The 22,129-nt window shown below is 43.6% G+C and carries 20 protein-coding genes and 1 pseudogene; 3 read left to right on the top strand and 18 right to left on the bottom strand.

The features are described from left to right. Positions 1-120: 120 nt before the first annotated feature. Positions 121-1,710: a phosphoenolpyruvate carboxykinase (ATP) gene (gene pckA / locus U5K35_RS05450; RefSeq protein WP_322570455.1), complete on the bottom strand. Its 1,590-nt coding sequence runs from the start codon at positions 1,708-1,710 to the stop codon at positions 121-123. A 259-nt stretch (positions 1,711-1,969) separates the two neighbouring features. On the opposite strand from pckA, the gene U5K35_RS05445 reads away from it, so the two are divergent. Further along, positions 1,970-2,140 carry a hypothetical protein gene (locus U5K35_RS05445; protein ID WP_322570454.1) on the top strand — a complete coding sequence of 57 codons (171 nt, stop codon included), beginning with the start codon at positions 1,970-1,972 and terminating at the stop codon, positions 2,138-2,140. A gap of 78 nt (positions 2,141-2,218) precedes the next feature. Here the strand turns inward: U5K35_RS05445 and U5K35_RS05440 are convergent, their stop codons facing one another. The 13 genes from U5K35_RS05440 to U5K35_RS05380 form a co-directional block, all read right to left on the bottom strand. After that, positions 2,219-2,716, bottom strand: a complete 498-nt coding sequence (locus U5K35_RS05440) for a DUF411 domain-containing protein (RefSeq protein ID WP_322570453.1) — start codon at positions 2,714-2,716, stop codon at positions 2,219-2,221. After that, positions 2,713-3,099, bottom strand: coding sequence for a DUF302 domain-containing protein (locus tag U5K35_RS05435; RefSeq protein WP_322570452.1), 387 nt, complete (start codon positions 3,097-3,099; stop codon positions 2,713-2,715). The genes U5K35_RS05440 and U5K35_RS05435 overlap by 4 nt, the downstream gene beginning before the upstream one ends. A 71-nt stretch (positions 3,100-3,170) precedes the next feature. Further along, a complete protein-coding gene (locus tag U5K35_RS05430) occupies positions 3,171-4,553 on the bottom strand; it encodes an MBL fold metallo-hydrolase (protein WP_322570451.1) in 1,383 nt (460 codons plus the stop codon). A 2-nt stretch (positions 4,554-4,555) separates the two neighbouring features. Then, positions 4,556-5,398 carry a restriction endonuclease gene (locus U5K35_RS05425; RefSeq protein WP_322570450.1) on the bottom strand — a complete coding sequence of 281 codons (843 nt, stop codon included), beginning with the start codon at positions 5,396-5,398 and terminating at the stop codon, positions 4,556-4,558. Positions 5,399-5,505: 107 nt separating this feature from the next. Beyond that, complete coding sequence (locus U5K35_RS05420) at positions 5,506-5,898, bottom strand: PIN domain-containing protein (RefSeq protein ID WP_322570449.1); 393 nt, start codon at positions 5,896-5,898, stop codon at positions 5,506-5,508. A gap of 3 nt (positions 5,899-5,901) precedes the next feature. Then, positions 5,902-6,096 (bottom strand): type II toxin-antitoxin system VapB family antitoxin, encoded by a 195-nt coding sequence (locus U5K35_RS05415; protein ID WP_322570448.1) that lies wholly within the window; start codon positions 6,094-6,096, stop codon positions 5,902-5,904. Between the two features lie 333 nt (positions 6,097-6,429). Then, the gene (locus tag U5K35_RS05410) at positions 6,430-8,664 is read right to left on the bottom strand and encodes a glycosyltransferase (RefSeq protein ID WP_322570447.1); all 2,235 of its coding nucleotides are present in this window, start codon (positions 8,662-8,664) and stop codon (positions 6,430-6,432) included. Further along, positions 8,651-9,706 (bottom strand): lysylphosphatidylglycerol synthase transmembrane domain-containing protein, encoded by a 1,056-nt coding sequence (locus U5K35_RS05405; RefSeq protein ID WP_322570446.1) that lies wholly within the window; start codon positions 9,704-9,706, stop codon positions 8,651-8,653. Before U5K35_RS05405 ends, U5K35_RS05410 begins: the two co-directional genes overlap by 14 nt. A gap of 219 nt (positions 9,707-9,925) precedes the next feature. Continuing rightward, positions 9,926-10,117, bottom strand: a complete 192-nt coding sequence (locus U5K35_RS05400) for a hypothetical protein (RefSeq protein WP_322570445.1) — start codon at positions 10,115-10,117, stop codon at positions 9,926-9,928. A 55-nt stretch (positions 10,118-10,172) separates the two neighbouring features. Next, a complete protein-coding gene (locus U5K35_RS05395) occupies positions 10,173-10,496 on the bottom strand; it encodes a transposase (RefSeq protein ID WP_322570444.1) in 324 nt (107 codons plus the stop codon). Next, positions 10,493-10,906: a DUF2231 domain-containing protein gene (locus U5K35_RS05390; RefSeq protein ID WP_322570443.1), complete on the bottom strand. Its 414-nt coding sequence runs from the start codon at positions 10,904-10,906 to the stop codon at positions 10,493-10,495. The genes U5K35_RS05395 and U5K35_RS05390 overlap by 4 nt, the downstream gene beginning before the upstream one ends. Before the next feature lie 41 nt (positions 10,907-10,947). After that, positions 10,948-11,265 carry a hypothetical protein gene (locus U5K35_RS05385; protein ID WP_322570442.1) on the bottom strand — a complete coding sequence of 106 codons (318 nt, stop codon included), beginning with the start codon at positions 11,263-11,265 and terminating at the stop codon, positions 10,948-10,950. A gap of 166 nt (positions 11,266-11,431) precedes the next feature. Beyond that, the gene (locus U5K35_RS05380; RefSeq protein ID WP_322570441.1) at positions 11,432-12,103 is read right to left on the bottom strand and encodes an SDR family oxidoreductase; all 672 of its coding nucleotides are present in this window, start codon (positions 12,101-12,103) and stop codon (positions 11,432-11,434) included. Between the two features lie 498 nt (positions 12,104-12,601). On the opposite strand from U5K35_RS05380, the gene U5K35_RS05375 reads away from it, so the two are divergent. Further along, the gene (locus U5K35_RS05375) at positions 12,602-13,837 is read left to right on the top strand and encodes an IS4 family transposase (protein WP_416221583.1); all 1,236 of its coding nucleotides are present in this window, start codon (positions 12,602-12,604) and stop codon (positions 13,835-13,837) included. Here the strand turns inward: U5K35_RS05375 and U5K35_RS05370 are convergent. The 4 genes and pseudogenes from U5K35_RS05370 to U5K35_RS05350 all read right to left on the bottom strand — a co-directional run bounded on the left by U5K35_RS05370 (position 13,735) and on the right by U5K35_RS05350 (position 20,991). Beyond that, positions 13,735-14,238, bottom strand: a complete 504-nt coding sequence (locus U5K35_RS05370; protein WP_322570440.1) for a hypothetical protein — start codon at positions 14,236-14,238, stop codon at positions 13,735-13,737. The two genes, U5K35_RS05375 and U5K35_RS05370, sit on opposite strands and share 103 nt — an antisense overlap. Before the next feature lie 936 nt (positions 14,239-15,174). Beyond that, positions 15,175-18,445 (bottom strand): annotated as a pseudogene (locus U5K35_RS05360) (S41 family peptidase). A 702-nt stretch (positions 18,446-19,147) separates the two neighbouring features. After that, positions 19,148-20,617, bottom strand: a complete 1,470-nt coding sequence (locus tag U5K35_RS05355; protein ID WP_322570437.1) for a M48 family metalloprotease — start codon at positions 20,615-20,617, stop codon at positions 19,148-19,150. A gap of 176 nt (positions 20,618-20,793) precedes the next feature. Further along, positions 20,794-20,991, bottom strand: coding sequence for a hypothetical protein (locus U5K35_RS05350; RefSeq protein WP_322570436.1), 198 nt, complete (start codon positions 20,989-20,991; stop codon positions 20,794-20,796). A 400-nt stretch (positions 20,992-21,391) separates the two neighbouring features. Between U5K35_RS05350 and U5K35_RS05345 the strand changes: the two genes are divergently transcribed. Continuing rightward, complete coding sequence (locus U5K35_RS05345; protein ID WP_322570435.1) at positions 21,392-22,033, top strand: hypothetical protein; 642 nt, start codon at positions 21,392-21,394, stop codon at positions 22,031-22,033. Positions 22,034-22,129: the final 96 nt, after the last annotated feature.

Raw genomic sequence — 22,129 nt, 5'->3', positions numbered from 1 at the left:
TTTCTGTATTGGTTGTAAGGTAAGCATTCTCATAAAAAAACCGGTGCAGTAAATCTAGCCTGTGCTCTCTAGATCCACTGCCCGGTCTGATTGAACGAAGAAATTCGTTTTAATCAAAAATTAAACATTAGGTCCGGCCTTAATGATCTCTACGCTGCTGTCAGCTTTATACTTTTCAAAGTTTTTGTTGAAAAGAGAGCCAAGCTTTTTAGCCTGCGCGTCATAAGCGCTCGGATCGTCCCAAGTGTTTTTGGGAATAAGGATCTCAGATGAAACGTTCGGGCATGCTTTCGGAATTTGAACTCCAAATACATCATCCTGTACCGTTTCAACGCCGTCCAGTTTGCCGGAGTGGATTGCGTCAATGATAGCACGTGTGCTCTTCAGGTCAATCCGTTTACCGGTGCCGTAGGCTCCGCCTGTTAATCCGGTATTTACCAGCCACGCTTTTGCTCCGTGCTTTTTCATTTTTTCGGCGAGCATCTCAGCGTATCGAGCCGGTGGCCAGACGAGAAATGCGGCTCCAAAGCATGCAGAAAATGTAGCTTGAGGTTCTGTAACACCCACTTCGGTACCGGCTACTTTTGCCGTATATCCGCTGATGAAGTGATACATCGCCTGTTCGGGTGTAAGCTTACTTACCGGAGGCAAAACGCCAAAGGCATCATAAGTCAGGAAGATGATGTTTTCCGGATGACCCGCTTCACACGGAATTTTAGCATTTGAGATATACTCAATCGGATAACTTGCGCGAGTATTCTGTGTTATACTTGTATCTGTGTAGTCTACTTTACGGGTGTCGGGATCGTATACGACATTTTCCAGAACCGTACCGTATTTGATGGCACTGAAAATTTCAGGCTCCTGCTCTTCAGTCAGGTTAATGGTTTTCGCATAACAACCGCCTTCAATATTAAACACGCCATCTTCACTCCAGCAGTGTTCGTCATCCCCAATCAACTTTCGTCGGTGGTCTGCAGAAAGTGTGGTTTTTCCGGTTCCTGAAAGTCCGAAGAAAAGAGCCACATCTTCATCGTCTCCTTCGTTAGCGGAGCAGTGCATAGACAGAACATCTCTTTTCGGCATCAGATAGTGCATTACGGTAAAGATGCCTTTTTTCATTTCACCGGCATACTCGGTACCCAAAATTACCATGGAGTTTGTCTCGAAGTTTACATCCACACTGGCATCTGAGGTCATCCCTTCGGTGAAGGTGTTGGCCGGGAATTTACCGGCGTTGTAAACCACAAAATCCGGTTCGCCAAATTCAGCGAGTTCTTCCTTTGTCGGACGGATCAGCATATTCTGCATAAACAATCCGTGATAAGGTCGCTCTGCGATAATTCTCACTTTCAGGCGATACTTTGGATCCCATCCTGCAAACCCATCAATTACATATAGACGTTCGCGGGTATTCAAGTAATCAACCGCTCTGCGGTGGTTGATTTTGTAGGTGTGTTCATCCAATGGGATGTTGATATCTCCCCACCAGATATCTTCGTTCATATCTTTTGTTTTTACGACTCTCTTGTCGGCAGGACTTCGGCCTGTACGTTTACCCGATCGAACAACCAGGGCACCGTTGTCGGTTATTACTGAACCCGGATCGTATTTGATTGCGTCTTCATAAAATTTGCCGGGAGCAGGATTTCTGAAAATAGTCTCTACGTCAATTTCGTGTTTTTTCAAGTCGAATGTTTTTTTACTCATGTCTTATCAGCTTTAGTTTATCTGTTATTTAAGCATACTATTAAATACAAAATTTAGATGAAGAAGGAGTTAAGATTTTACCCTAACTTATTGATAAAAAGTAGATTATGGGTTTTCGGATTGGAAAACCGCTTACAGAACATAAATATATTTTTACCTTTTTAACCAAAATTGGATAGAATTAGAAAATTCAACATTAAGTAGTAGATTTATTGAAAGCAAGCAGGCTAACTTTACATCAATAAAACAAGGAGATAATATGAAAGTATTTGGAATCGTACTTTTGCTTTCGGGCTTAATATTCACAATCTATACAGGATTTGCAGATGTTGCAGACGCTACACTTACGGTAAGCTGGGGACCTTGGATTGGAGTACTTGTATTCTTGACGGGAGGATTTTTCTATTTCAGAGCCAGAAACGAAGAGTGAAAGATTTTTTTTAAAACTCAGTAAAAGCCGGAGAAATAGAGATTGGCTTTCTCCGGCCGGTCAGATTAAAAAGAGCGATCAATTATGAGTATTGTAGATATACATGCTCTCCTCATCAAAAATCACGGATTGATAGGTGTTCTCAACAGGCTGATCCATGCCGGGTGAGTTTGGCGGCATGCCGGGAACAGATACACCGATCACAGCCGGACGTTCTGCCAGCAATCTTCGAATATCCTCAATCGGAACATGTCCTTCAATAATATATCCATCGGCAACGGCAGTATGACATGAGCTGAGCTGACCGGGTACGCCTTTTTCGCGTTTCACTTCATGCAGATCTGCAACCATCTCGGATTTTACCTGCACCCCATTATTTTCGAGATATTTTGCCCACTCAACACAGCACCCACAACCTTCGGCGTGATACATCGTCAGTTCAAAAGATCCGTCAAAATAATCGGGTGTGTCCGGTTCTGATAATTCACTACCGGATGATTGGAACATATAGATCCAAAATGTAACAGACGCTAATAGTATCAGAGCGGTAATTATATAAAACAGTTTATTTTTCATATCGACTGAATAACTTTTGTGAGCATACTTGTTACTTGTTTGGCTATCGACTTTAGATCGCTATTCTCCACAACCTGCATGGATGCGAGCGGATCAACGGCAGATACTTCAACGGTTCCATCTTCGTGTTCTTCCACGATGACATTGCACGGAAGCATAGTACCGATTTTATCTTCGGTCGTCAATGCTTTATGAGCCATATTAGGGTTACATGCTCCAAGGATACGGTATTTTTTAAAATCAATGTCCAGTTTCTTTTTCAGTGTATCTTTAACATCAATTTCAGTCAGTACACCAAAGCCTTCTTTCTTTAGCTCTTCTGTTGTTTTTTGAATGGCCTCATCAAATGTGCCTTTAAAGGTGGTTGATATGTAGTAGCTCATGGCTGAAAGTTGTTTTAGTTAAAATTAGTTACTGCCTCTTTATGTAATCAACAAGATTAAATTGGAAAACGTTATTCGTCCAGCGGAATTTCTTTAATATTATATAGCTCCGGAATTGTAGCCAGCCAGCCAAGGGAATCTTTCAATTTTACTCGCAGCGCATCCAGCGCCTGAGGTTCACCGTGAACCAGAAATAGTTGTTCCGGTGATTTTTGAATATCAGATAACCATTCAATCAGCTCGTTTTTGTCGGCATGAGCCGAAAGGCCGTCAAGGATATCAATGCCGGCTTTTACCGGGACGTATTTACCATAAAACTTGATTTCGTCGGCACCGTCAAGAAGTTGTCGTCCGCGGGTTCCCTCCGCCTGGTAACCGGCAAGTAAAACCGTTGTACTCTCTCTTCCAAGATATTTCTGCAGGTAGGTGAGCACCCGCCCGCCTGTCACCATGCCGCTGCCCGCAATTATGATTTTGGGAGCCGGGTTGTCGATAATCTCCCAAGTTTCAGCATAGGACTGAACCACGTGAAATCTTTCCGACATCCGGATGGTGTCTTGGTCGGTGAGCTTGTGCCATTCGTGGTGTTTTCTGAATACAGCCAGTGCGTTGGTTCCCATCGGGCTGTCGAGTATAACGGGAAGAGATTTGGGAATTTTACCTTGAGATGTCAGCTGCCAGATCATATACATCAAAAGCTGTGCACGCTCCACGGCAAAACTCGGGATAATCAGCGTGCCGTTCTTTTCCAGGGTTGCATGAATCACAGACTCCAGCTTGTCCGTCATATCTTCTTTGGAATGGAGGCGGTCGCCATAGGTGCTTTCCAGAAACAGAACGTCTGCCCGGTCCGGCTTTTCCGGATCCCTGAGAAGCAGATCGCCTTTACGTCCCACGTCGCCCGAGAATAGAAATCGTTTGCCGTATGCATCTATTTCGATGAATGTAGCCCCGAGAATATGACCGGCATACCGGAACCGAATCCGGATAGAGCCTGTGATTTCAATCCAGTCTTCCGGCTTTTGTGGTTTAAACCTTTGAATGGCCTTATCAGCGTCCAGAAGATTATAAAGAGGCTTGGCCGGTTTGTGTTTGGTGAATCCGTCTTTGTTGGCTCGTTCGGCATCCTCTTCCTGAATTTTGGCACTGTCGCGAAGAATAATTTCGGCAATGTCCAGCGTGGGCGCCGTACCCCAGATCTCACCTTTGAATCCGATATTGACAAGCCTTGGCAGAAATCCGCTGTGATCCAGATGCCCGTGAGTAAGCAGTACCAGGTCGATCTCTTCAGCATTTATGGGAAGCTGCTGCCAATTGAGCTCTCTCAGCTTTTTAATGCCCTGAAACATTCCGCAGTCAATAAGAATTTTTTTGTCGGGAAACTCGAGAAGGAATTTTGATCCGGTAACGGTACCTGCAGCACCCAGAAAATGAACATTTACATGTTTACTCATCTTTACCTCCCGTGATTACAAATTTCTTCCGCCTCTTTGGCAATCTTGTTCACATTCCGCGGATTGATACCGGCAGATTTCATCCGGTTTTTGTCTTCACATATCTGTCTGCAGAAAATGATGTTATGTTTTAGCAGTTGGCTTTTTTCCTCTTTGGTAAGCGAGGAGAGACAGGTGACAGGGTGCAGGTTCAGCCGAGACACCAAATCCTTGATCCCGTTATTTCGGGGAAAATCCCAGCTCAGCAGTTCCAGCCCGATGCAGGTTCCATACTTTTCCGCATCGGATGTAAACCGTGTGTTGGTCACAACCCAGCCTTTGTGAGTTTTGTTTTTATGGCCGGGCAGGCTGCTCCAGTTTCGCTTAACATCCTGGAAGCGCGATTGGATATACAGCGGAACTTTCACATTGCAACGGTGCTCATTCCGATTGTGGAATTTACACTCCACAAGGAGATACGAATCATCTTTCTGGGCAATGACATCAATTTCATGCGACACGCAATCACCCTGAACCACAACTCCCACTTCGGTTTGATATCCCAGCCGGTTCAGAAGCTCGGCAATAAATCTTTCAAACGGGAAGCCGGATGGACCCAGTTCAAACAGCGCTTCTTTCAGTTTGTAGCGTCCGGCCGATCGTTGAGATTCCGATTTCAGAATACGAAATGCTTCTTTGTAAATTTTTTGAGTGGAGATGCCGTCGTAGAGCATATCCTGAATTTGCTCCGCGATGTAGTCGATCAGAGCTGAATCGGCTCCGGCGCTTTTTAATGAATGCCTCAGCTTTGATTCATCATACGCTTCAGTTTCGCCGGAATATTTGGTGACATGAACCGGGGCCATAGCAAGTTGGTTTATAGCAGGTTAACTCTCTTATTCAATATACAATGAAATTGGTTTCAAGGCCTGACTGGTTTTTGAAATCTGTAAGGTCTGATTGCAAAAATCAATTAAGATTCATCAAAGAGTTCGAATTTCAAATGATTTTGCATCAGTTTAAAATGTTTGTCAAAGCTGAAGAGCGTAAGCTTCTGGTCTATCACCTGCTGAAGAATAATCAAATCGGGAATCCCTACGTGATTGAGGCCGTTTTTCAGATTTAAATATTGATATCCTCGAATGATTGGCCAGTCTATGTTTAAGGGAATCCTTTCAAAGGCGCCCAAACTCTCAATTACATTCAGTTGATTCTGTTTTTTGAGAATAGGAGCCAGCTCGGTGAAAATAATTTCGTTGATATAGACCAGGTCTTCTTCAATAAGGCGATCAAGTATAGCGGGTTCACCTTTTTTGAAATAGTTGATCCAAACCGAACTGTCTGTTAATACTTTGTACTTTGACATTATTTATTTGCGATCTCTCAGCTCATCCAGGTCGATATCAAGATCAATGGTGCCTTTGGCAGCAATCAAGCGTTTTCGTTTCGCCAGGTCAATCTGCGCCTGAAGAGCATCTTTAATGAGCTGACTTTTGGTTTTTGCACCGGTCTCCTTCATCGCCTCGTCAATCAACTTTTTAGGGATATCAAGTGTCGTTCTCATAATAAAATATGTATGAATGCATAGTTTTATATGAGTATAACATTTATTGGATACAAATATTTTATAAAACTGTCTCTCTTAGCATGCTGTTAAACAAAAGAGACCTGACAGATTTCCGAAAACCTGTCAGGTCTGGAGTACAAAAATCAATTAAGATTCATCAAAGAGTTCGAATTTTAAATGATCATGCTTCAGCTTGAAATGTTTGTGAATACTCAAGAGTGTCCATAGCCTTCGTATTCTTTTACCAACTCGTCGAACTATTGAATGAATTAGATGATTATTTGGCAGATATCATTCTACTACAGCTTTTGAAGCAGAATTTAAGAACCTTTATTCAGATTTTGTGTCTGTCATATTTTGTTTGTGTGCAGACAGTACGGTAGCGTATATCTGTTTTATATTATCCGCGAATTTCCTAATTGAATAGGAGCTTGAAAACTCCCGGGCATTATCTGACAGCTTCTTTCTGTGATTCTTATCATCAATAAGTAATTGTACTTTATTCGCCCATAAGGCAATCTTCTCCGGTGTTTTATATCCATTAACTCCGTCTTCAACCACATCATCTATTCCGGTAGCTTTAACAGCTACTACCGGCAAACCGGCTGCCATGGCTTCAAGGATTACCATGCCTTGTGTTTCCGATTTTGAAGCAAACAGAAAAATATCACCTAAATTATACCAGGTTTTCATCTCGTCGGGATCAACTGATCCAACCAGCTGTACGTTTTCAGATAAGCCTAAACGAGCCACCTTTTTTTGTAATTCATCTTTTTTATGGCCGTCTCCAATCATCAAAAAAGTAAACGGTTGCTGAATACTCTTTTTTAATTTACTGAGAGCCTCAATCATAAAATCAATATTCTTTTCATCCGATAATCTCGATACGCTTAACAGAACTATTTCATCTTCTATGCCCAGTGATTCTTTTAGATTTTGAATTTTTTCCGGTTCCACTTGCTGGAACTCTTCAAATTCTATACCGGTAGATTGTACAAAACAGGGAGTTTCCACTCCTATCATGTGCAGATATTTCTCAACAGAGTTGGTTGGAACAATAATGCCATCACATTTATTGGCAAATCTTCGGATCAGTAAATGTGAAATAAGGTTTCGAAATAATCTCGTAGGGAGTGGTACAAAATGGGCGTAGTGCTCGAGCCGGGTATGATACGTAAATACCGCTGGGATTTTTTTCCATCGAGCTATAAACAAGCCTAAAGACCCCATCCAGAACGGGTGGTGAACATGAATAATATCCGGTTTAAAAGCATAAACAGTATTTCGAATCTTTTTGAGGAAGATATTCGCCATTCTAAACTCACTTTCTTTGCCAAAGGATATCAAAGACGGGACTCGGAAAACATCTTCCTCTTTTTCTGATTGATTGTGATAGGACGGAGCAATGATCAGAACCTTGTTTTTAAGCTGTTTTAAGCCTTTGTATAGCCTGGAAATAGAAATGGGTACTCCACCAATAAAAGGCAGGTAGTTGTCGGTAAACATGGCCACCCTTATGGTTTTGTCTAACCATGGAGAGGGATCAACTTCATAAATGGGGTAGAACTCTTTGGATTCATAAATGGTCGTGTACAGTTTAATGGAAATTAAAACGAGCACACCTACCAACAAGAAAAAATTCAAATACCCAACATAGAAAAAGGAGTAAATGAAAAACCAAAGATTTTCAAGTTGCCGGGCAATGAGTCCCTGGCCTTCGTCAATAGCTTTTTGTTGAATTTGAATACTATCTTTAGAAACGGATACATCCACGTAATGATAAAAACTACGATCTGTATTGAGGTCCAAACCTCCGGCTCCACCGGTGGTGACAAAATATGTGTCTTGTCTTTTCTGAACATTAAATGTTGGAATTTCCGAAGAGAATACGGCGTCAACACTGTATCGCTCGATGATTTCAATGAGTTCTGTACGAGTGGAATCAGGTATTGCATCTTCATCATCGTCCCCAAACAGATACTCATTGGGTACTTTAAGAACGGGTTTTGAAACAAATATAAATTGGTGATTGGACTGATCACTTTTCATAAGCTCAGTGAGCCACTGCAATTGCCAGCTCCAGGGAGTTTTGCCGGTACTGTCTAAAAAAATGAATCGTGAATCAGCAACTACAAAGCTAAAATAATAGGGGCCGTAATGTTCATAAAAGCGAAAGCCGCCAAACGATTCATATTCGTTTTCTCCAAATGTGAGCAGATAAGGAATGTTGAGATGATTTAATGTTCCTTCAAGTGCCTGGTATTTATCTACCCCGCCATCCAAAACGGCGTTACCGGCGGAAATTAAGAACTGACTATCTGAGGCGTTAATTTTTGGAATCAACTGTTTTTCAAAGATTCCTATAGAATTGTTGATGTTACCGACAACAGCAAATTTGAATTGGGTTTGCCCCACCAGCTTGTTTCTAATAGCATCGATCTGCTCAGTATGTTTGGCTTCAAAATCAGTGACATTGACATTTAGATAAAGCTTATACCCCAATATCATTATTACCAGCAATACTATCGCATAAAAGATAAGTTTGAGTGGTTTACGCATCATCATTGCTTACATTTGCAGCTTCAGATAAAGTTTTTTGAAAGATGAATATTCCGATAATCATCCCAAGATATATGGTTAAAAATCGCCAGGCTACAATCACGAGAATAAGATGATTGCTGCCAAGTATATCTTTAAAAAATGAGCCAAAAACACCTTCCGAAATACCGGAGGCACCGGGTGTAGGTGAAAAATACATGACAAATGTTGTAACAACCAATAATCCAATGATGGTAAGATAGTTTACATCATATCCTAAAGCATAAATCAGTACGGCCGGAAATGAAAACAGGCTTAGCAAGAAAATCACTGTAAATACGACTGATAACACAACCCAAAGCGTCCCTCCTGAAAAATATTCCCGGAAGGCAAAACTGAACCTCAGTATTTCTCGCCGAATTTTATAATGCCAGCTCCGGTAGGTTTCTTCTTTTATAGTTTTGAATCGGAAAAGAAGTCTTAAAAAGCTAAGCGATGGATAAATTAACCACCGGGTTCTGAAAATCACGGTTACAAAAAAAGATAAATATACGATCACCAGAAGAATCAAGGTGCTGCCTATATCTCTGAAAATGGATGACGAATTGAGAGGCTCTAATGTAAACAGACCGATGGGGGTAAGCGTAAAAATGAATAGTACGGCCAATACAGTTCGAATGGTTGTTGCTGCAGTTGCATGGCCTGCCGACACTCCATTTTTGTGCAAATACCATATTTGAGCAAATCCACCTCCTGTTGCCATTGGGGTGATGTTGGAAAAAAAGAGATTAATAAATACCAGTCGGGCTATTACAGAAAGGCTAATATCATGTCCCAATGCACGTAATGTATAGTATAATCTAAGGCCATCGCTGGCGAAATAGATGAGAAGTAGAATAACTGTTGCCGCAATTGCCGAAGGAGAAAGCAGCCGCCGATCAAAAGTGAAGCTTTGATCGGCAAATGCACTATATACTACGTAAATACCCGCAACAGTTAAGCCGATAAAAAGTATCCCAAATAATAAAATACGCCACTTGGGATTATCCAGTTGCCAACGGGTAGCCATCAGGTATTTAGCAGTAAGGTTAGACTTTAAAATGTAGAGGAAAGTACGTTCAATAATAAGTTCTCACAAATGCAATTAACTGCATTGTGGTGCACTTTTGAATAAAAATTCGGCGTCTAAAATATCCCCAACGCCTGTTTGTAGTTGATTAATAATTTACTAAAAACCGATTTTATGCAATACCTCTTCTAAGAAATTGAGATCCATTACGCTGTAGGCCTATTCGAACTCGATGCAGTTTTCCGTTGGCTGGTAAACAGCTGCTCCCTGCTGGTAGACAAGACTGGCCCCGAGGTGTGCCGTGTAGCCAAGATACACACTGCCTGCCAACAGCAAGCTGATGACAATCCACTCTTTCAATGGTTTTTTGAGAAATGATAGTTTATCCCAGGAAAAGAGATCCGGAATCATCGCATTTGGTTATGTTGGTCGACAGAACAATATCCTGATTGTTCTTCTTGGTCAATCAAGCGAACACGTCGCAGGGATTCCGGTAACGATGCTTGGTCTTATTGCCTGTCAACCGGATGATCTGATCACATTGCAACCCGTTCGAGAAGTCGACCGACGAGGAGGATTTTCGATAATACTGCAGATTCTTTCTGGCCCGGATGACAAATCGACCGCCCTGGCTGTGAAGGTGATGCAGCCGCTCAAAGTCCAGGTATCCCCGATCCATAATGTAGATGCTTCCTGCGAGAATCGGGATCATATCCAGGATATTTACATCGTGCATTTTGCCGTCGGAAATATGGATAAAAGTGGGGATAGCGCCCTGCAGGTCCATCATCGTGTGAAGTTTGATGGCGGCCTTTGTGTTCGCTGAAACTCTGCCCACTGGAACAGCGACAGGCACAGGTCGATGGTCGAGGAATCCAGGATTCGAATCGATTCGGTCATTTCATCTTTGCCATACAGGTTATCGAATGCAAGCAGTGCAGCGATGGTGAATATGATTCCCAGTGTGTACGCCGCATTTTCGTGGTCCTCTAATACGGTTGGGTCGCAAAGTTCACGGACTACAATGGCATCTGCCAGTGAACCGGTGTAGATCGCAATCCATGCGGTAACGACACCGACATATAAACTCAGCCGGCTTGCATTTTTAAGGAAGGTTCTTTTTTCTTCAGCGAAGAATTTTGATACAATTCTCAAAACCGCTGCACCCAGCAGAAGTACAATTGGGAAATGCACTACCATTGGGTGCCATAGTTCTGTTCGCCAAAGCTCCGGAAGCTCGTTCATTCGTTGAGTAGTACAACGCTCACAGGATCGAGTCGCTGACCGGTTTTCTCAACCGTAACTTCTACTCGGTCATCAACCTGAATTGAGGAGAAAGGAACATCTTCGCCATCTCTTGTGAGTGTAGTTTCGTCAGTAAAGTACAGCTCAATAACTCCGCCTTCCTCAAGATTCACGTAGATCTCAGTTTCTTCGGCATTCACTTCCTGAATAGTACCTGTATAGGTTCCGGATTCCACAACGGAGGTATCCTCACCGCAAGCAGAGATCATTAAAAAAAGCAGTGTAAGTATTGATACAAATTTGAACTGTTTCATGATAAAGATTGAATTTTGATTGATAGCTTATTCAACAAGTATAATGTACACTCAATTCAACTGCACGTTTGGTTTTGAATTTTGTGGAATACGTTCAAAATTTTGTATCAAACCGTTTCATCGACTTGTTGAACCGGCCTGAATTCATGAGCTCTTTTGAAACTCATCAGGGCTGAAGCGGCCGCACTTGAATGTCCGTGTAGTGAAAATTTTTCGGGCATCTGAGCATATGGACAACTGAGGCAGCGAGATCCTCCGGCTGCAGTTTATTTTTCTTCGATTCAGAAAACCCGGTATCCACCGATCCCGGAGAAAGGCAGCTGACCTTCACGCCAAAATCGCGGAGCTCCTTGTGCAGTGATTCCGTGATTCCCACCACCGCGTATTTGGTTCCGCAGTAGCAGCTCATCCCGGCAATACCGTTTGTGCCCGCACCTGATCCGATATTTATAATGTGTCCCTCGTTTTCCTTTTTCATTTGAGGAATGATTCGCTTCGTTGTATAAAAGATACCGTGGACATTAAGGTCAAACAGCTGTCGCCATTTGTCGCTCGGCATCTCTTCCATTGGCCCATGGTATCCCATCCCGGCATTGTTGATAAGAATGGGTATGGAGTTGCCGAGTTTGTTCATTGTCTTATTAAACGCCTCCTCCACAGAGTTTTCAATTGTAAGATCGGTTTTGATATGGTGAAAACGATCGTGACTGAATTCATCAGGCGGTGTTCGGCTCCATCCCGCGACGGTTACTCCTTCTTTGATGAGAGCTTTAGAAATAGCCAGTCCAATTCCCCGGCTGGCTCCTGTAACAATGGCTGTTTTATCTTGAATATTCATGGTTTGCTAATTTCTTGAGTTAAAAAATTGTCGAAAATTCAGTAATTCAATCTTCCCTTAAGAGACTCTGAGAAATAGTTTGCCCCTGATTTTTCGATTACAAATATGAAAGCTATAGTGTATCGCTTTCAATGCATTCACAACACTAAAATTATAAATATATGGGTAATGTCAGGTTCTGAGAAACACGACCGACGTTATACCACAACCTTTCCCAACGCCAAAAAGAAACACCGGACGTATAAAAAAAAGGAAGGGATAAGTGAGAAGAAATGAAAGATAAGGAGTGAAATAGTACAACCAGACAGCTAAGTGAGGGAGAATATTCTTCTTTGCTCAGGCCGAAAAATTATATGGTAAGTGTCCGGTTAAGCAATTTATAAATCCTTTTAACCATTTACTGATCAATGAGTTAAGTACTGTTAAAATTTTTATCGATTTGAACTTGTAGTTTGCCAGTGTTCACTCAGTTCAATTGTCTTAATCATATACATTTTCATGAACACTGGCCGGATTATTTTTTCTCAACTTATGGATATTGTTCCCAAATACGAATTTCAAAAAATCGTTAACTACCACAAAGGAGATTACCGTGTACGGCAATTCAAATGCTGGGATCAATTCCTGTGTATGTGCTTTGGGCAACTCACTTTTCGTAACAGCCTTCGGGATCTGACCTCTACCCTTAACGCACTCGGAACTCGTCGTTATCACATGGGCATCAAACAAAGCGTGCCACTGAGTACACTCTCGGATGCCAATGCTTCTCGACCATGGGAAATATATCAGGAATTGGCTATGGTATTGATCGCTCATGCACAAAAACTGTATGGCAAAGATGAAGTGACCGAATCGATTCGAATCCTGGACTCCTCGACCATCGACCTGTGCCTGTCGCTGTTCCAGTGGGCAGAGTTCAGGGAACACAAAGCCGCCATTAAACTTCACACAATGATGGACCTGCAGGGCGCTATCCCCACTTTTATCCATATTTCCGATGGCAAAATGCACGATGTAAATATCCTGGATATGATCCCGATTCTCGCAGGAAGCATCTACATTATGGATCGGGGATACCTGGACTTCGAGCGGCTGCATCACCTTCACAGCCAGGGCGGTCGCTTTGTCATCCGGGCCAGAAAGAATCTGCAGTATTATCGAAAATCCTCCTCGTCGGTCGACTTCTCGGACGGGTTGCAATGTGATCAAATCATCCGGTTGACAGGCAATAAGACCAAGCATCGTTACCCGGAATCCCTGCGACGTGTTCGCTTGATTGACAAGGAGAACAATCAGGATATAGTTCTGTTGACCAACATAACCAAATGCGATGCCCAACAGATTGCCGACTATTACAAAAGCCGCTGGCAGATAGAGTTGTTCTTCAAATGGATCAAACAGAACCTGCGAATCAAAGCGTTCTACGGGCAAAGCATCAATGCTGTCAAAACACAGATATGGACCGCTATCTGTACCTATTTGATCATGATAATTTGCCATAAAACCAACCATTTTAACGTTACTTTACACACGATGATGCAAGTTCTGAGTGTAGCTATATTGGAGCGTATGACGCTTAAACAGCTATTTTCCGAACAATCACTCACACAGTTAGAGACCCTTGATCGGATTTATAATCTTCCGCGCCTTTGTGAGTCTGTCCCTCTTCGAATAACTTCACCATCTGAATCAGAATCGTCATCTCCAGCTTCAGAAAACTCAAATGTCCATTGACCGTTTGCTTCTTTTTTTGCAGTAACTTCTAAGTTTGGTGGTCCGCTGCTCGGTTCACCTGTAATTACTAATTCTGAACTACCTTTGATACTTACAAAGTATCGACCATTTTCATTGGAAGCATCTTCGTCTCCAGGCTGATATTCTGAAGAGGGCACATTTAAATATTGTAGAATTTCAGCTTCAGTCATGTGTTCATCAAAATCTCCGTTTGCACCTCCCATAATTAATGGACGCTCCCAAATCGATTGTACATAGGAAGCTGCTGTAGCAAGATCTTGATGAACGGCGTCCCTGTTGGCTTGGGTGACTCGATCATTTAAAACATTGGCGGCCATGATTGTAGCAATACCTACGACTATTGTTACCAGGATGACCAATAAAAGTTGTTGTTGCCCCATTTTGTATACCTCAAAAAGGAATTTTAATTACTAATATAATAGCAATAAAAAATATATTAAAAAAAATTAATCTTATAACTAGATCGTTTTTAAGCATAGTTTATTCTTATCGCTGATTCGCGACCTTGTTTCGATGGGCAAAAGGCGAACCCGAACATGAAAGCACCGTAGGTGCGGAATATATGGGTCGATTTTACAATTGAGATTGAATTCAGAATTCGAAATATGCCGCACCTACGGTGCTTCTGTGAATATCGGCCTCTTTCTATTCCCCACAGATTCACGTTGTGAACCTGTGGGGCTACGAATATGCCGCCCCGAAACGGGGCTGGTTTCAAGCTTTGCTGAAATCTGATTCGTCCGTTTTATCTCACAATCCGAAGTAAACATCTTGTCGAAAGATTGATATCTATAATTATTTAATATCTGAGTTCAAGTAATAAGTGCAACACGACGAAATAATCCTGAGGGGCGCAAAGCTGTAATCACGAAAAAATAATCCAGCGCAAAAAAAGCACCAGAGGTGCGTCATGTCCGTAGCCCATGGTCAGCGCAAAGCGTTGGCCATGGGGCATAGGGCGAACGCGAACATGGAAGCACCGTAGGTGCGGAATATATGGGTCGATGTTACAATTGAGATTGAATTCAGAATTCGAAACATGCCGCATCTACGGTGCTCCTTCACTCCGAGGGGTGTGTTCCGGAATTTTGATCGTAAACCACAGCCGTTTGAGGTTCCTTGCCCACACAAACACACCCTCCGATGGGTCGGAGTGCCGCAAAAGCCGTCACCTGTGTACAACCCCAAAACGGACGCTTCGCGTTGTTTTGTGGTTCTATCCCCTCTCGAGAGGGGATTTCGAAGGTCTTAACATGTTCCATTTCTATAATCTGTCATCGAAGCGAAGGATGACCTTACTTAGATTCTTAGCCCTTTTAATTATCATTATCCATCTCAAACCTATCCGGCCGTTTCCAGCGAACGGGATCTTCCGGCGTTGGCACAATCGGATCTTCGTAGTTCTGGAGCAGACGCATTGCTTCCTCCACCGCGCGCTCCAGCTGGGGATCGTGGCCCTCAATAACCTCCTTCGGAGTTTGTATCACTTCAATATCGGGCTCGATGCCTTCACCTTCCACATCCCATTCGCCGTCAAGATTATAGAATCCGCCGCGGGGTGCCACAAAATATCCGCCGTCAATGAACGGAGGCGTATCCCAGGTACCCACGAGCCCGCCCCAGGTTGTGGTTCCCACCAAAGGACCGATCTCCATCTTACGAAACAGAAACGGCAGCAGGTCACCGCCTGATCCGGCGCGTTCATTCATAACCATCACTTTAGGTCCCCAGATACCGGCACCCGGCGTGGTGAACGGTTTACGATCGCCGGCTTTACTGTTGAAGAATCCGTGCAGTTCGCGGGCCATAATATCAACCATATAGTCGGCAGCCGATCCGCCACCGTTATTTCGCTCGTCGATCACCGCGCCCAATTTGTCCTGCTGGGCAAAGTAGTAGCGATTGAAATACTGATAGCCGCCCTGACCCGTGTTTGGTACCCACACGTAGGCGAGTTGACCATCAGACATCTCGTCAACCATACGGCGGTTCGTCTCCACCCAGTCGCGGGTACGCAGACCGCCTTCATTGCTGATTGGTACAACCGTAACCAGTCGTGCGCCATCCTCATTGGGAGAATCGTTAATCAAGAGCTGAACCTGGCGGTTAACTGTGCCCTCAAAATTGCTGTAAAAGTTTTCATCCGGGTTGATGGTGTTCCCGTTCACGGCCAGGATGTAATCCCCTTCATTCACATCAATGCCGGGCCCGGAGAGCGGTGCTCTTAGATCAGGATTCCAGCTTTCAGCCGTGTAAATTTTATCGATCCGGTATGCGCCGTTTTGTAAGTGAAATATCGGCTCCAAGCAGTCCGGCCTGAACGTCCTCAAGATCGGGAAAGTCACCGCCGCCCACATAGGAGTGTCCCACGGCTGCTTCACCGCTCATAACATCGAGGACGTAGTTCAGGTCTGACCGGTGCTTGGCGTGTTCAACCCAGGGTGCGTACCACTCATAAACTTTTTCCCATGGTGCCCCGTGCATATTATCCACGTAGAGGAAGTCTCGCATAAAGCGCCATCCGTCCCGAAAAATCTGGGTAAACTCTTCCGTGGGATTGACCTTCACGTTGATGCCTGAAATGTTGATCGCACCGTCTCCGGCCGATTTCTCCCCCGTGTCTGTACTTACAATGCCCCAGGTATCACCGTTTCTGTAGAGCAGATTTTTCCTGTCATGGGAAACCACACCTTCATTTATTCCGGCCATAAACAGACTGCTCTCCTGCGTGTCGAGATCGTATTTATGCAGCTTAGTCCCTTCGTTGGGCACCGCTTCGGTATAGAAAACGCTGCCGCCGGGGCCGGGCAGAAGTCCCGTGTAGTTTCGCTCGGGTATTCCCACTGCAAGCGTTCGCTGGGCGATGCCTTCTGTATCAATTACTACTGAAATTTCATCTTCTGTTTCTGAGCTCTCATCATCACTCTCTTCATTTTCCGATGCAGCCACTTCATCATCGCTTTTTGGAAGTAGCGGTGAAGGCTCCCCATCAGCCAGAACAATCATATAGAGTGCGCGGGTTACCGGCATATTGTACGAACTCATATCAAGCCAGCCGGTGTTCAGCCCATAATCGGTGCTGGCCAGGAACCAGATATATTTCCCGTCCTCGCTCCAGGCAGGCGTGATGGTATCCGACATCCCATCCGTAAGTTGATGCGTCTCGCCGGTTTCCACATTATGCACGTGAAGCGCCTTGAATTGATTATCAAGCAGTTTTACGTAGGCGATCCACTGGCTGTCGGGCGACCATACCGGGTTCATCGTTCTGTTTGGATGAGCATATCCGTCAGTATCCACAAGTTCGGCATCACCCGATTCCACATTTACATACCAAAGATTGTAGTCGGTATCTGTGTAGGCGATGTACTTTCCATCAGGCGACCAGTCGGGCCGAAAGTAAAAAGTAGGGTTGGGGAGCTCAATCATCCGTGGCTCTTCAAGACCGTACTGATCAGAAATCATGAGTGTGTATTCACCGCTTTGATCAGAAAACCATGCAATTTTATCACCCTGTGGCGACCAAACGGGATATCGCTCTGCCGACCCTGAGGAGTTCGTCAGGTTGCGCCATGTGCCGTCCTCTTTTGGAACCGTGATGATTTCGCCCCGGTATTGAAAGACTGCGCGCTTTCCTGTTGGGGAAATATCCGCATTATCCAGATTGCCTGCCGAAGGATCCTCCCATCGGGTTCGCCCATAACTCATGTCTCCGGAAACATGTATTTCAAGCTGTTCAGTTTCTTCAGTTTCCGGATCAAGCAGGTGCAGGTAGCCGCCCTGTTCGTAGACAATCATTCCAAAACCGGCGTCAATATTCTTTGCGTCAAACTGCGCGTGAAATGTCCACTGTTTCTCCTCGCCCGTCTCGGGATTGTACGACCAAATGTTGTTGGCATAGTCTCTTTCTGAAAGATAGAATACATCATCTCCAAGCCAGGCGGGATCGGTATGGCGCTCATTGTCTGTTCGGGGCGTTTGAATGAGCTCGTACGACTCAAGATCCACAATCCAGATGGGCTGAGCCTGTCCGCCGCGATAGTTTCTCCATTCAGGATCCCAGAACGTGATAGGGTTGTAGGCAATGTATTGTCCGTCAGGTGAGATGTCGCCGCTGGCAGCTCTCGGTATCGGAAGAACGGTTGGCGTGCCTCCGTCCGGATTTACCTTCCATATTCTGTTGGTTTGAGTGGGATGACCATCACGGCCTGACCGGAACAGAATTTCTCCCTCAGGCGTCCAGCCTGTGACCATATCGGTACCCGGATGCCAGGTAAGGCGTTCGGGTGAGCCGCCATCGGCAGACACAACGTAAACATCTGAGTTGCCATCATACTGTCCAGTAAAAGCGACCATGCTTCCGTCAGGTGAAAAATGAGGCGCCATTTCCCCGCCGATATTGCTGGTCAGGCGGGTTGCGTCACCGCCAGTCAGTGGAACTTTCCAGAGATCATAGGCGTGAACAAATACTATGCTGTTTTCAGAAATTGTGGGTTCGCGCAGAAGCTGAGTGCCTTGTGAAAAGAGAGACGGTGAGGCTATTAAAAAGATCAGAACAGTAGCTAAAAATTTGAAGCGGTAAGACATAATGGAAGGTTTTAAGTAGTGTTCATATTCAATATATAGAAATGAATACAAAGAACCATTGAGAGTCAAACAGGCGAATGAATATTCCAATATCAAGCAGCAGAAAGGCCTTATATAATGTTTTCTCAAAAGCAAAAAGACAGGCAAATGAACAGATAGCCTGAGTTCGATTAATAATTCGTTAACTAAGCTGTTTAAAAGTCCCCTCATTTCCAAGGAGGGGCTCCGAGCGAAGCGATTCCCGCGCAAGCGATTTAGGGGTGGTTGAAAAGGGCTATGAATCAACATTTTAATCTGTAGCCATGAGAATAGTGAAGTGAACCACATCTGGGAGGCTGTCCAAAAGTATTTCGCTCTTGGAAACCGCTTAAATAATTTAGTTTTTTTTCTTCAGACTCACCCTATTTCCCTCTCTATCAAATAAAGAGGGATTTAATGTCTAAATTATTTAAGCTAAGAAACTCATTATATACCTTTTTGGGCAGCCTCAGACTCATTTTTCAAATTTTTAGAATCGAACTGAGGTAGATAGCAAACAGGCTGCAATTGATGTGTGCCAAATGTTGTAGTTGAAGACCCATGCGCTATCTATTCAGACGTTCTTACTTTGGAGCTGACTATCGGAGCAGGTCCTGCTTTAGGAGCGGTGGTTTGACATCTTTTTAATGAAGTTATTTTAAATGCTCTTCTTCAGTCCATTTATTAACGTGGAATCTTTATCCAAGTGCCTTTTTCTATTCGCTCATCCAGTTCCACCTGGTTCATAATGGCCAGATCTTCCTCTGTAACGTTTATGGCAAGACTCTCGAGATTTGAGGGTAGAAAAGATTGGAACGTGCCTGAACGGGTGGCCTTTACGACTCGAAGCCGGACCGGCTGAATATTCAAGATGTTTGAATTCGTCAGCTCTCTAAAGGAGTTGGTAATTTCTTGAAAATGACGTCCATAAGCTTCATAATTGTCAAGACCGGTGTAGTTCACAAACCGATAAATCATTCCATCATACTCTAAAGAGTAGAGGTAGAATTTAAGTTGAGTTCCATCCTGGGTTTGTCCGGTAGCTTCTGCCTGGAATGCGCGTAGCCCGCCACTCGAAGCACTTGATTTTCCTGTAGTGGTAATACCTTCTTGATTTAAAAATACGTTAACCGAGGCCTCTGCTCCCGCCGACTCGTTATCCAGCGTCATAATTGAAACCGCATTTTGATCGCTATTAACTACGGCAACAAGCGACCGCTGGTTTATTACCTGCCAGCCTTCGGGAATAGAAAATTGAAATGCCAATTCCGGGTGATAGAACATGCCGTTTCGTGTTAAACCTTCACGTGGATTTTCACCATAGATCAAGTTATTAACCATGCCCATATACTCATCAGTATTCACAACTGTTTGCTCATACCCCTTTCCTCTCCACTCTTCCGCAAGCTGAGGAATAGATGTGGCCCTTTCAGCCGGATCGGGGTGTGTTGATTGCCAGGCCGGTAAACTTTGCCCGGATTGATCCGACATGCGTTTCAAAGAAATGAAAAATTGTGCACCTTCAGCCGATTTATAATTTTGCATTGAAGCATATTCCACTCCGAGCTGATCTGACTCCCTTTCATCATCTCTGCCATAGCTCATAAATAACATTTGTGCAGCCATGCTACCCAAACCCAGAATGTCACCACCGGGAATTCCCAGGAAATGTTGACCGGCTATAGCCCCGCCCATCAGGGCAATCTGGCCCATTTGTTGTTCAAAAGCTCGCTGGGAGGCGTGGCGGGCAGCCACATGACCAATTTCATGCCCAAGCACTACGGCGAGCTGTGCTTCATTATCAAGGTGAGATAGCAATCCCCTGGTTACATAAATATATCCGCCGGGCAGTGCAAATGCATTAACGACCGGGCTGTCTAAAACGCGAAAGAAAAACTCGGTATCCTTGTATCCCTCCGGAGTGTCATCGCGCTGCATGTGGCTGACGGCCAGCATCTCCTGGCCGATTTTATCCACATATTTTTGCAGTTCATCACTATCATATAAACCGTATTGCTGCTGAATCTGCTGATCGGCTTCCTGACCAATCTGTTTTTCCTGTTGCCAACTATAGCCGTATGCCCGCTTGTCTCCTGAAATGGCACTCCTCTGAATACTGCAGGCAGAGACCAAAAGGCCAATAATAACGGCCATAATAAATTTCGAATAATAGGACCTGATCATCTTTCACTCCTCATTCAACAAGTTAATGTTTATAACATCCTTAATTTCCCAAATGGATTGATTAAGGATTATAGATTATTGGGCAGGCCTGAAAACTCAAATTGTCATTAATGTATATTTTTATTGGCGCTTGCCCGGTTTTGTTCTCACTTTGATCGAGAGATAAAAAGACCTACCACAAGTACGACTACAGAAATAAGTATTGGGACATAGTCTCCCGAACTCACGGCTACATCAGCTCCAAGTATTGAAAAAGATTCAGAATCGGCCAGGTATTGATATCCGAAAAATAAAATACCTATCACCCCGGCAACGCTTAATATTCCACCTAATGTTTTATTCATTTATGCTCCTGATTATTCATTGTTATAGCATCGATGATGCCCTCCATAATTAAAGTGAGCATATTCAAGTCAATATGAGATATATATTACTTGTGAAATTTTACACATATCACAGGTTTTAATCGGTTTTAGCTCCAACCCACTAACGAATATGGCAGAATGGATCAAAAAGGCTTGATTGCCAACCGGTAACTAATGGGTGTAAGAAGGGAAGCTATAAAATTGGTGGCAATATCCGGTCAAACTTTTTAGTGAAATATACGATCCACAAGTAACAGTAAAATATGTAATGTATGAAGGTCATACATGTAACTCATTTCGGTTCATGTGTTAATATCTTTTTATGTGAGGAAAAACTCACAACTATTCTGTGAGAATACAGAAACTAATATTGATGACTATGAACAAATTATTAATAATTACGTTGGGTGCCATGTTATTTGTGTCATCTTGTGCAGAATCTCCCACAAGTGACAATCTTACCGATTCGTTAGAGCCGGTTGAAGATGTGGTACTTATTAAAGGAGCCGAAAACAGTGAAATTTCACTTCGGAAAAGTGCGAAAGCTTTCTTTGAGATTAATTTTTCGAACATAAATTCGAATGACATTATCCAAAACGGAAAACAAGAGGGATGGTGTATTGACTGGACAATGCCGATCAGTTCAAATGGAGAGGCCTATTCCAATATCAGCCTCTATTCGACCTATAATGTAAAAGGCTGGAGATCTCTCAATTATCTGTTCAATATCATTGATGATATTAAACGAGATGACCCGGATATCACCTTCAAAGAAGTTCAAATTGTGATCTGGTCACTTCGGGGTAATCCGGTATTTGATCTTAATACGATTAGTAATGAAGATTTACCATCGTCAATGCACGAGAATGGTGAACCGTTATTCAGCCGGGAAAAAGTTGATAAAATTCTCGGAATAGTTGAGTCAGGTTATCGAGACTTTGTTCCAACCGCTACATCACGGTTTGCCGTGGTCGCAGAAACGCCCGCAGATACTCAAACAGTGATTACTGTAGTGAACTGACTTATCGAATTGGCCCGGTAAATATTAATAGTATAATTATGGCAGGACGTAAATCACGTCCTGCCGTTTTTTTGACCTGTGATATATGTAATGATT

This window comes from Rhodohalobacter sp. (genome assembly GCF_034521535.1).
Taxonomy (GTDB): domain Bacteria; phylum Bacteroidota; class Rhodothermia; order Balneolales; family Balneolaceae; genus Rhodohalobacter.
Note: the sequence above shows the minus strand (reverse complement) of the source record. Positions and strands in the feature narration are given on the sequence as shown.

Coding starts and splice junctions, on each gene's coding strand:
- pckA (WP_322570455.1), bottom strand. CDS start 1,710: ATGAGTAAAAAAACATTCGACTTGAAAAAACACGAAATTGACGTAGAG.
- U5K35_RS05445 (WP_322570454.1), top strand. CDS start 1,970: ATGAAAGTATTTGGAATCGTACTTTTGCTTTCGGGCTTAATATTCACA.
- U5K35_RS05440 (WP_322570453.1), bottom strand. CDS start 2,716: ATGAAAAATAAACTGTTTTATATAATTACCGCTCTGATACTATTAGCG.
- U5K35_RS05435 (WP_322570452.1), bottom strand. CDS start 3,099: ATGAGCTACTACATATCAACCACCTTTAAAGGCACATTTGATGAGGCC.
- U5K35_RS05430 (WP_322570451.1), bottom strand. CDS start 4,553: ATGAGTAAACATGTAAATGTTCATTTTCTGGGTGCTGCAGGTACCGTT.
- U5K35_RS05425 (WP_322570450.1), bottom strand. CDS start 5,398: ATGGCCCCGGTTCATGTCACCAAATATTCCGGCGAAACTGAAGCGTAT.
- U5K35_RS05420 (WP_322570449.1), bottom strand. CDS start 5,898: ATGTCAAAGTACAAAGTATTAACAGACAGTTCGGTTTGGATCAACTAT.
- U5K35_RS05415 (WP_322570448.1), bottom strand. CDS start 6,096: ATGAGAACGACACTTGATATCCCTAAAAAGTTGATTGACGAGGCGATG.
- U5K35_RS05410 (WP_322570447.1), bottom strand. CDS start 8,664: ATGATGATGCGTAAACCACTCAAACTTATCTTTTATGCGATAGTATTG.
- U5K35_RS05405 (WP_322570446.1), bottom strand. CDS start 9,706: ATGGCTACCCGTTGGCAACTGGATAATCCCAAGTGGCGTATTTTATTA.
- U5K35_RS05400 (WP_322570445.1), bottom strand. CDS start 10,117: ATGATTCCGGATCTCTTTTCCTGGGATAAACTATCATTTCTCAAAAAA.
- U5K35_RS05395 (WP_322570444.1), bottom strand. CDS start 10,496: ATGATGGACCTGCAGGGCGCTATCCCCACTTTTATCCATATTTCCGAC.
- U5K35_RS05390 (WP_322570443.1), bottom strand. CDS start 10,906: ATGGTAGTGCATTTCCCAATTGTACTTCTGCTGGGTGCAGCGGTTTTG.
- U5K35_RS05385 (WP_322570442.1), bottom strand. CDS start 11,265: ATGAAACAGTTCAAATTTGTATCAATACTTACACTGCTTTTTTTAATG.
- U5K35_RS05380 (WP_322570441.1), bottom strand. CDS start 12,103: ATGAATATTCAAGATAAAACAGCCATTGTTACAGGAGCCAGCCGGGGA.
- U5K35_RS05375 (WP_416221583.1), top strand. CDS start 12,602: ATGAACACTGGCCGGATTATTTTTTCTCAACTTATGGATATTGTTCCC.
- U5K35_RS05370 (WP_322570440.1), bottom strand. CDS start 14,238: ATGGGGCAACAACAACTTTTATTGGTCATCCTGGTAACAATAGTCGTA.
- U5K35_RS05355 (WP_322570437.1), bottom strand. CDS start 20,617: ATGGCCGTTATTATTGGCCTTTTGGTCTCTGCCTGCAGTATTCAGAGG.
- U5K35_RS05350 (WP_322570436.1), bottom strand. CDS start 20,991: ATGAATAAAACATTAGGTGGAATATTAAGCGTTGCCGGGGTGATAGGT.
- U5K35_RS05345 (WP_322570435.1), top strand. CDS start 21,392: ATGAACAAATTATTAATAATTACGTTGGGTGCCATGTTATTTGTGTCA.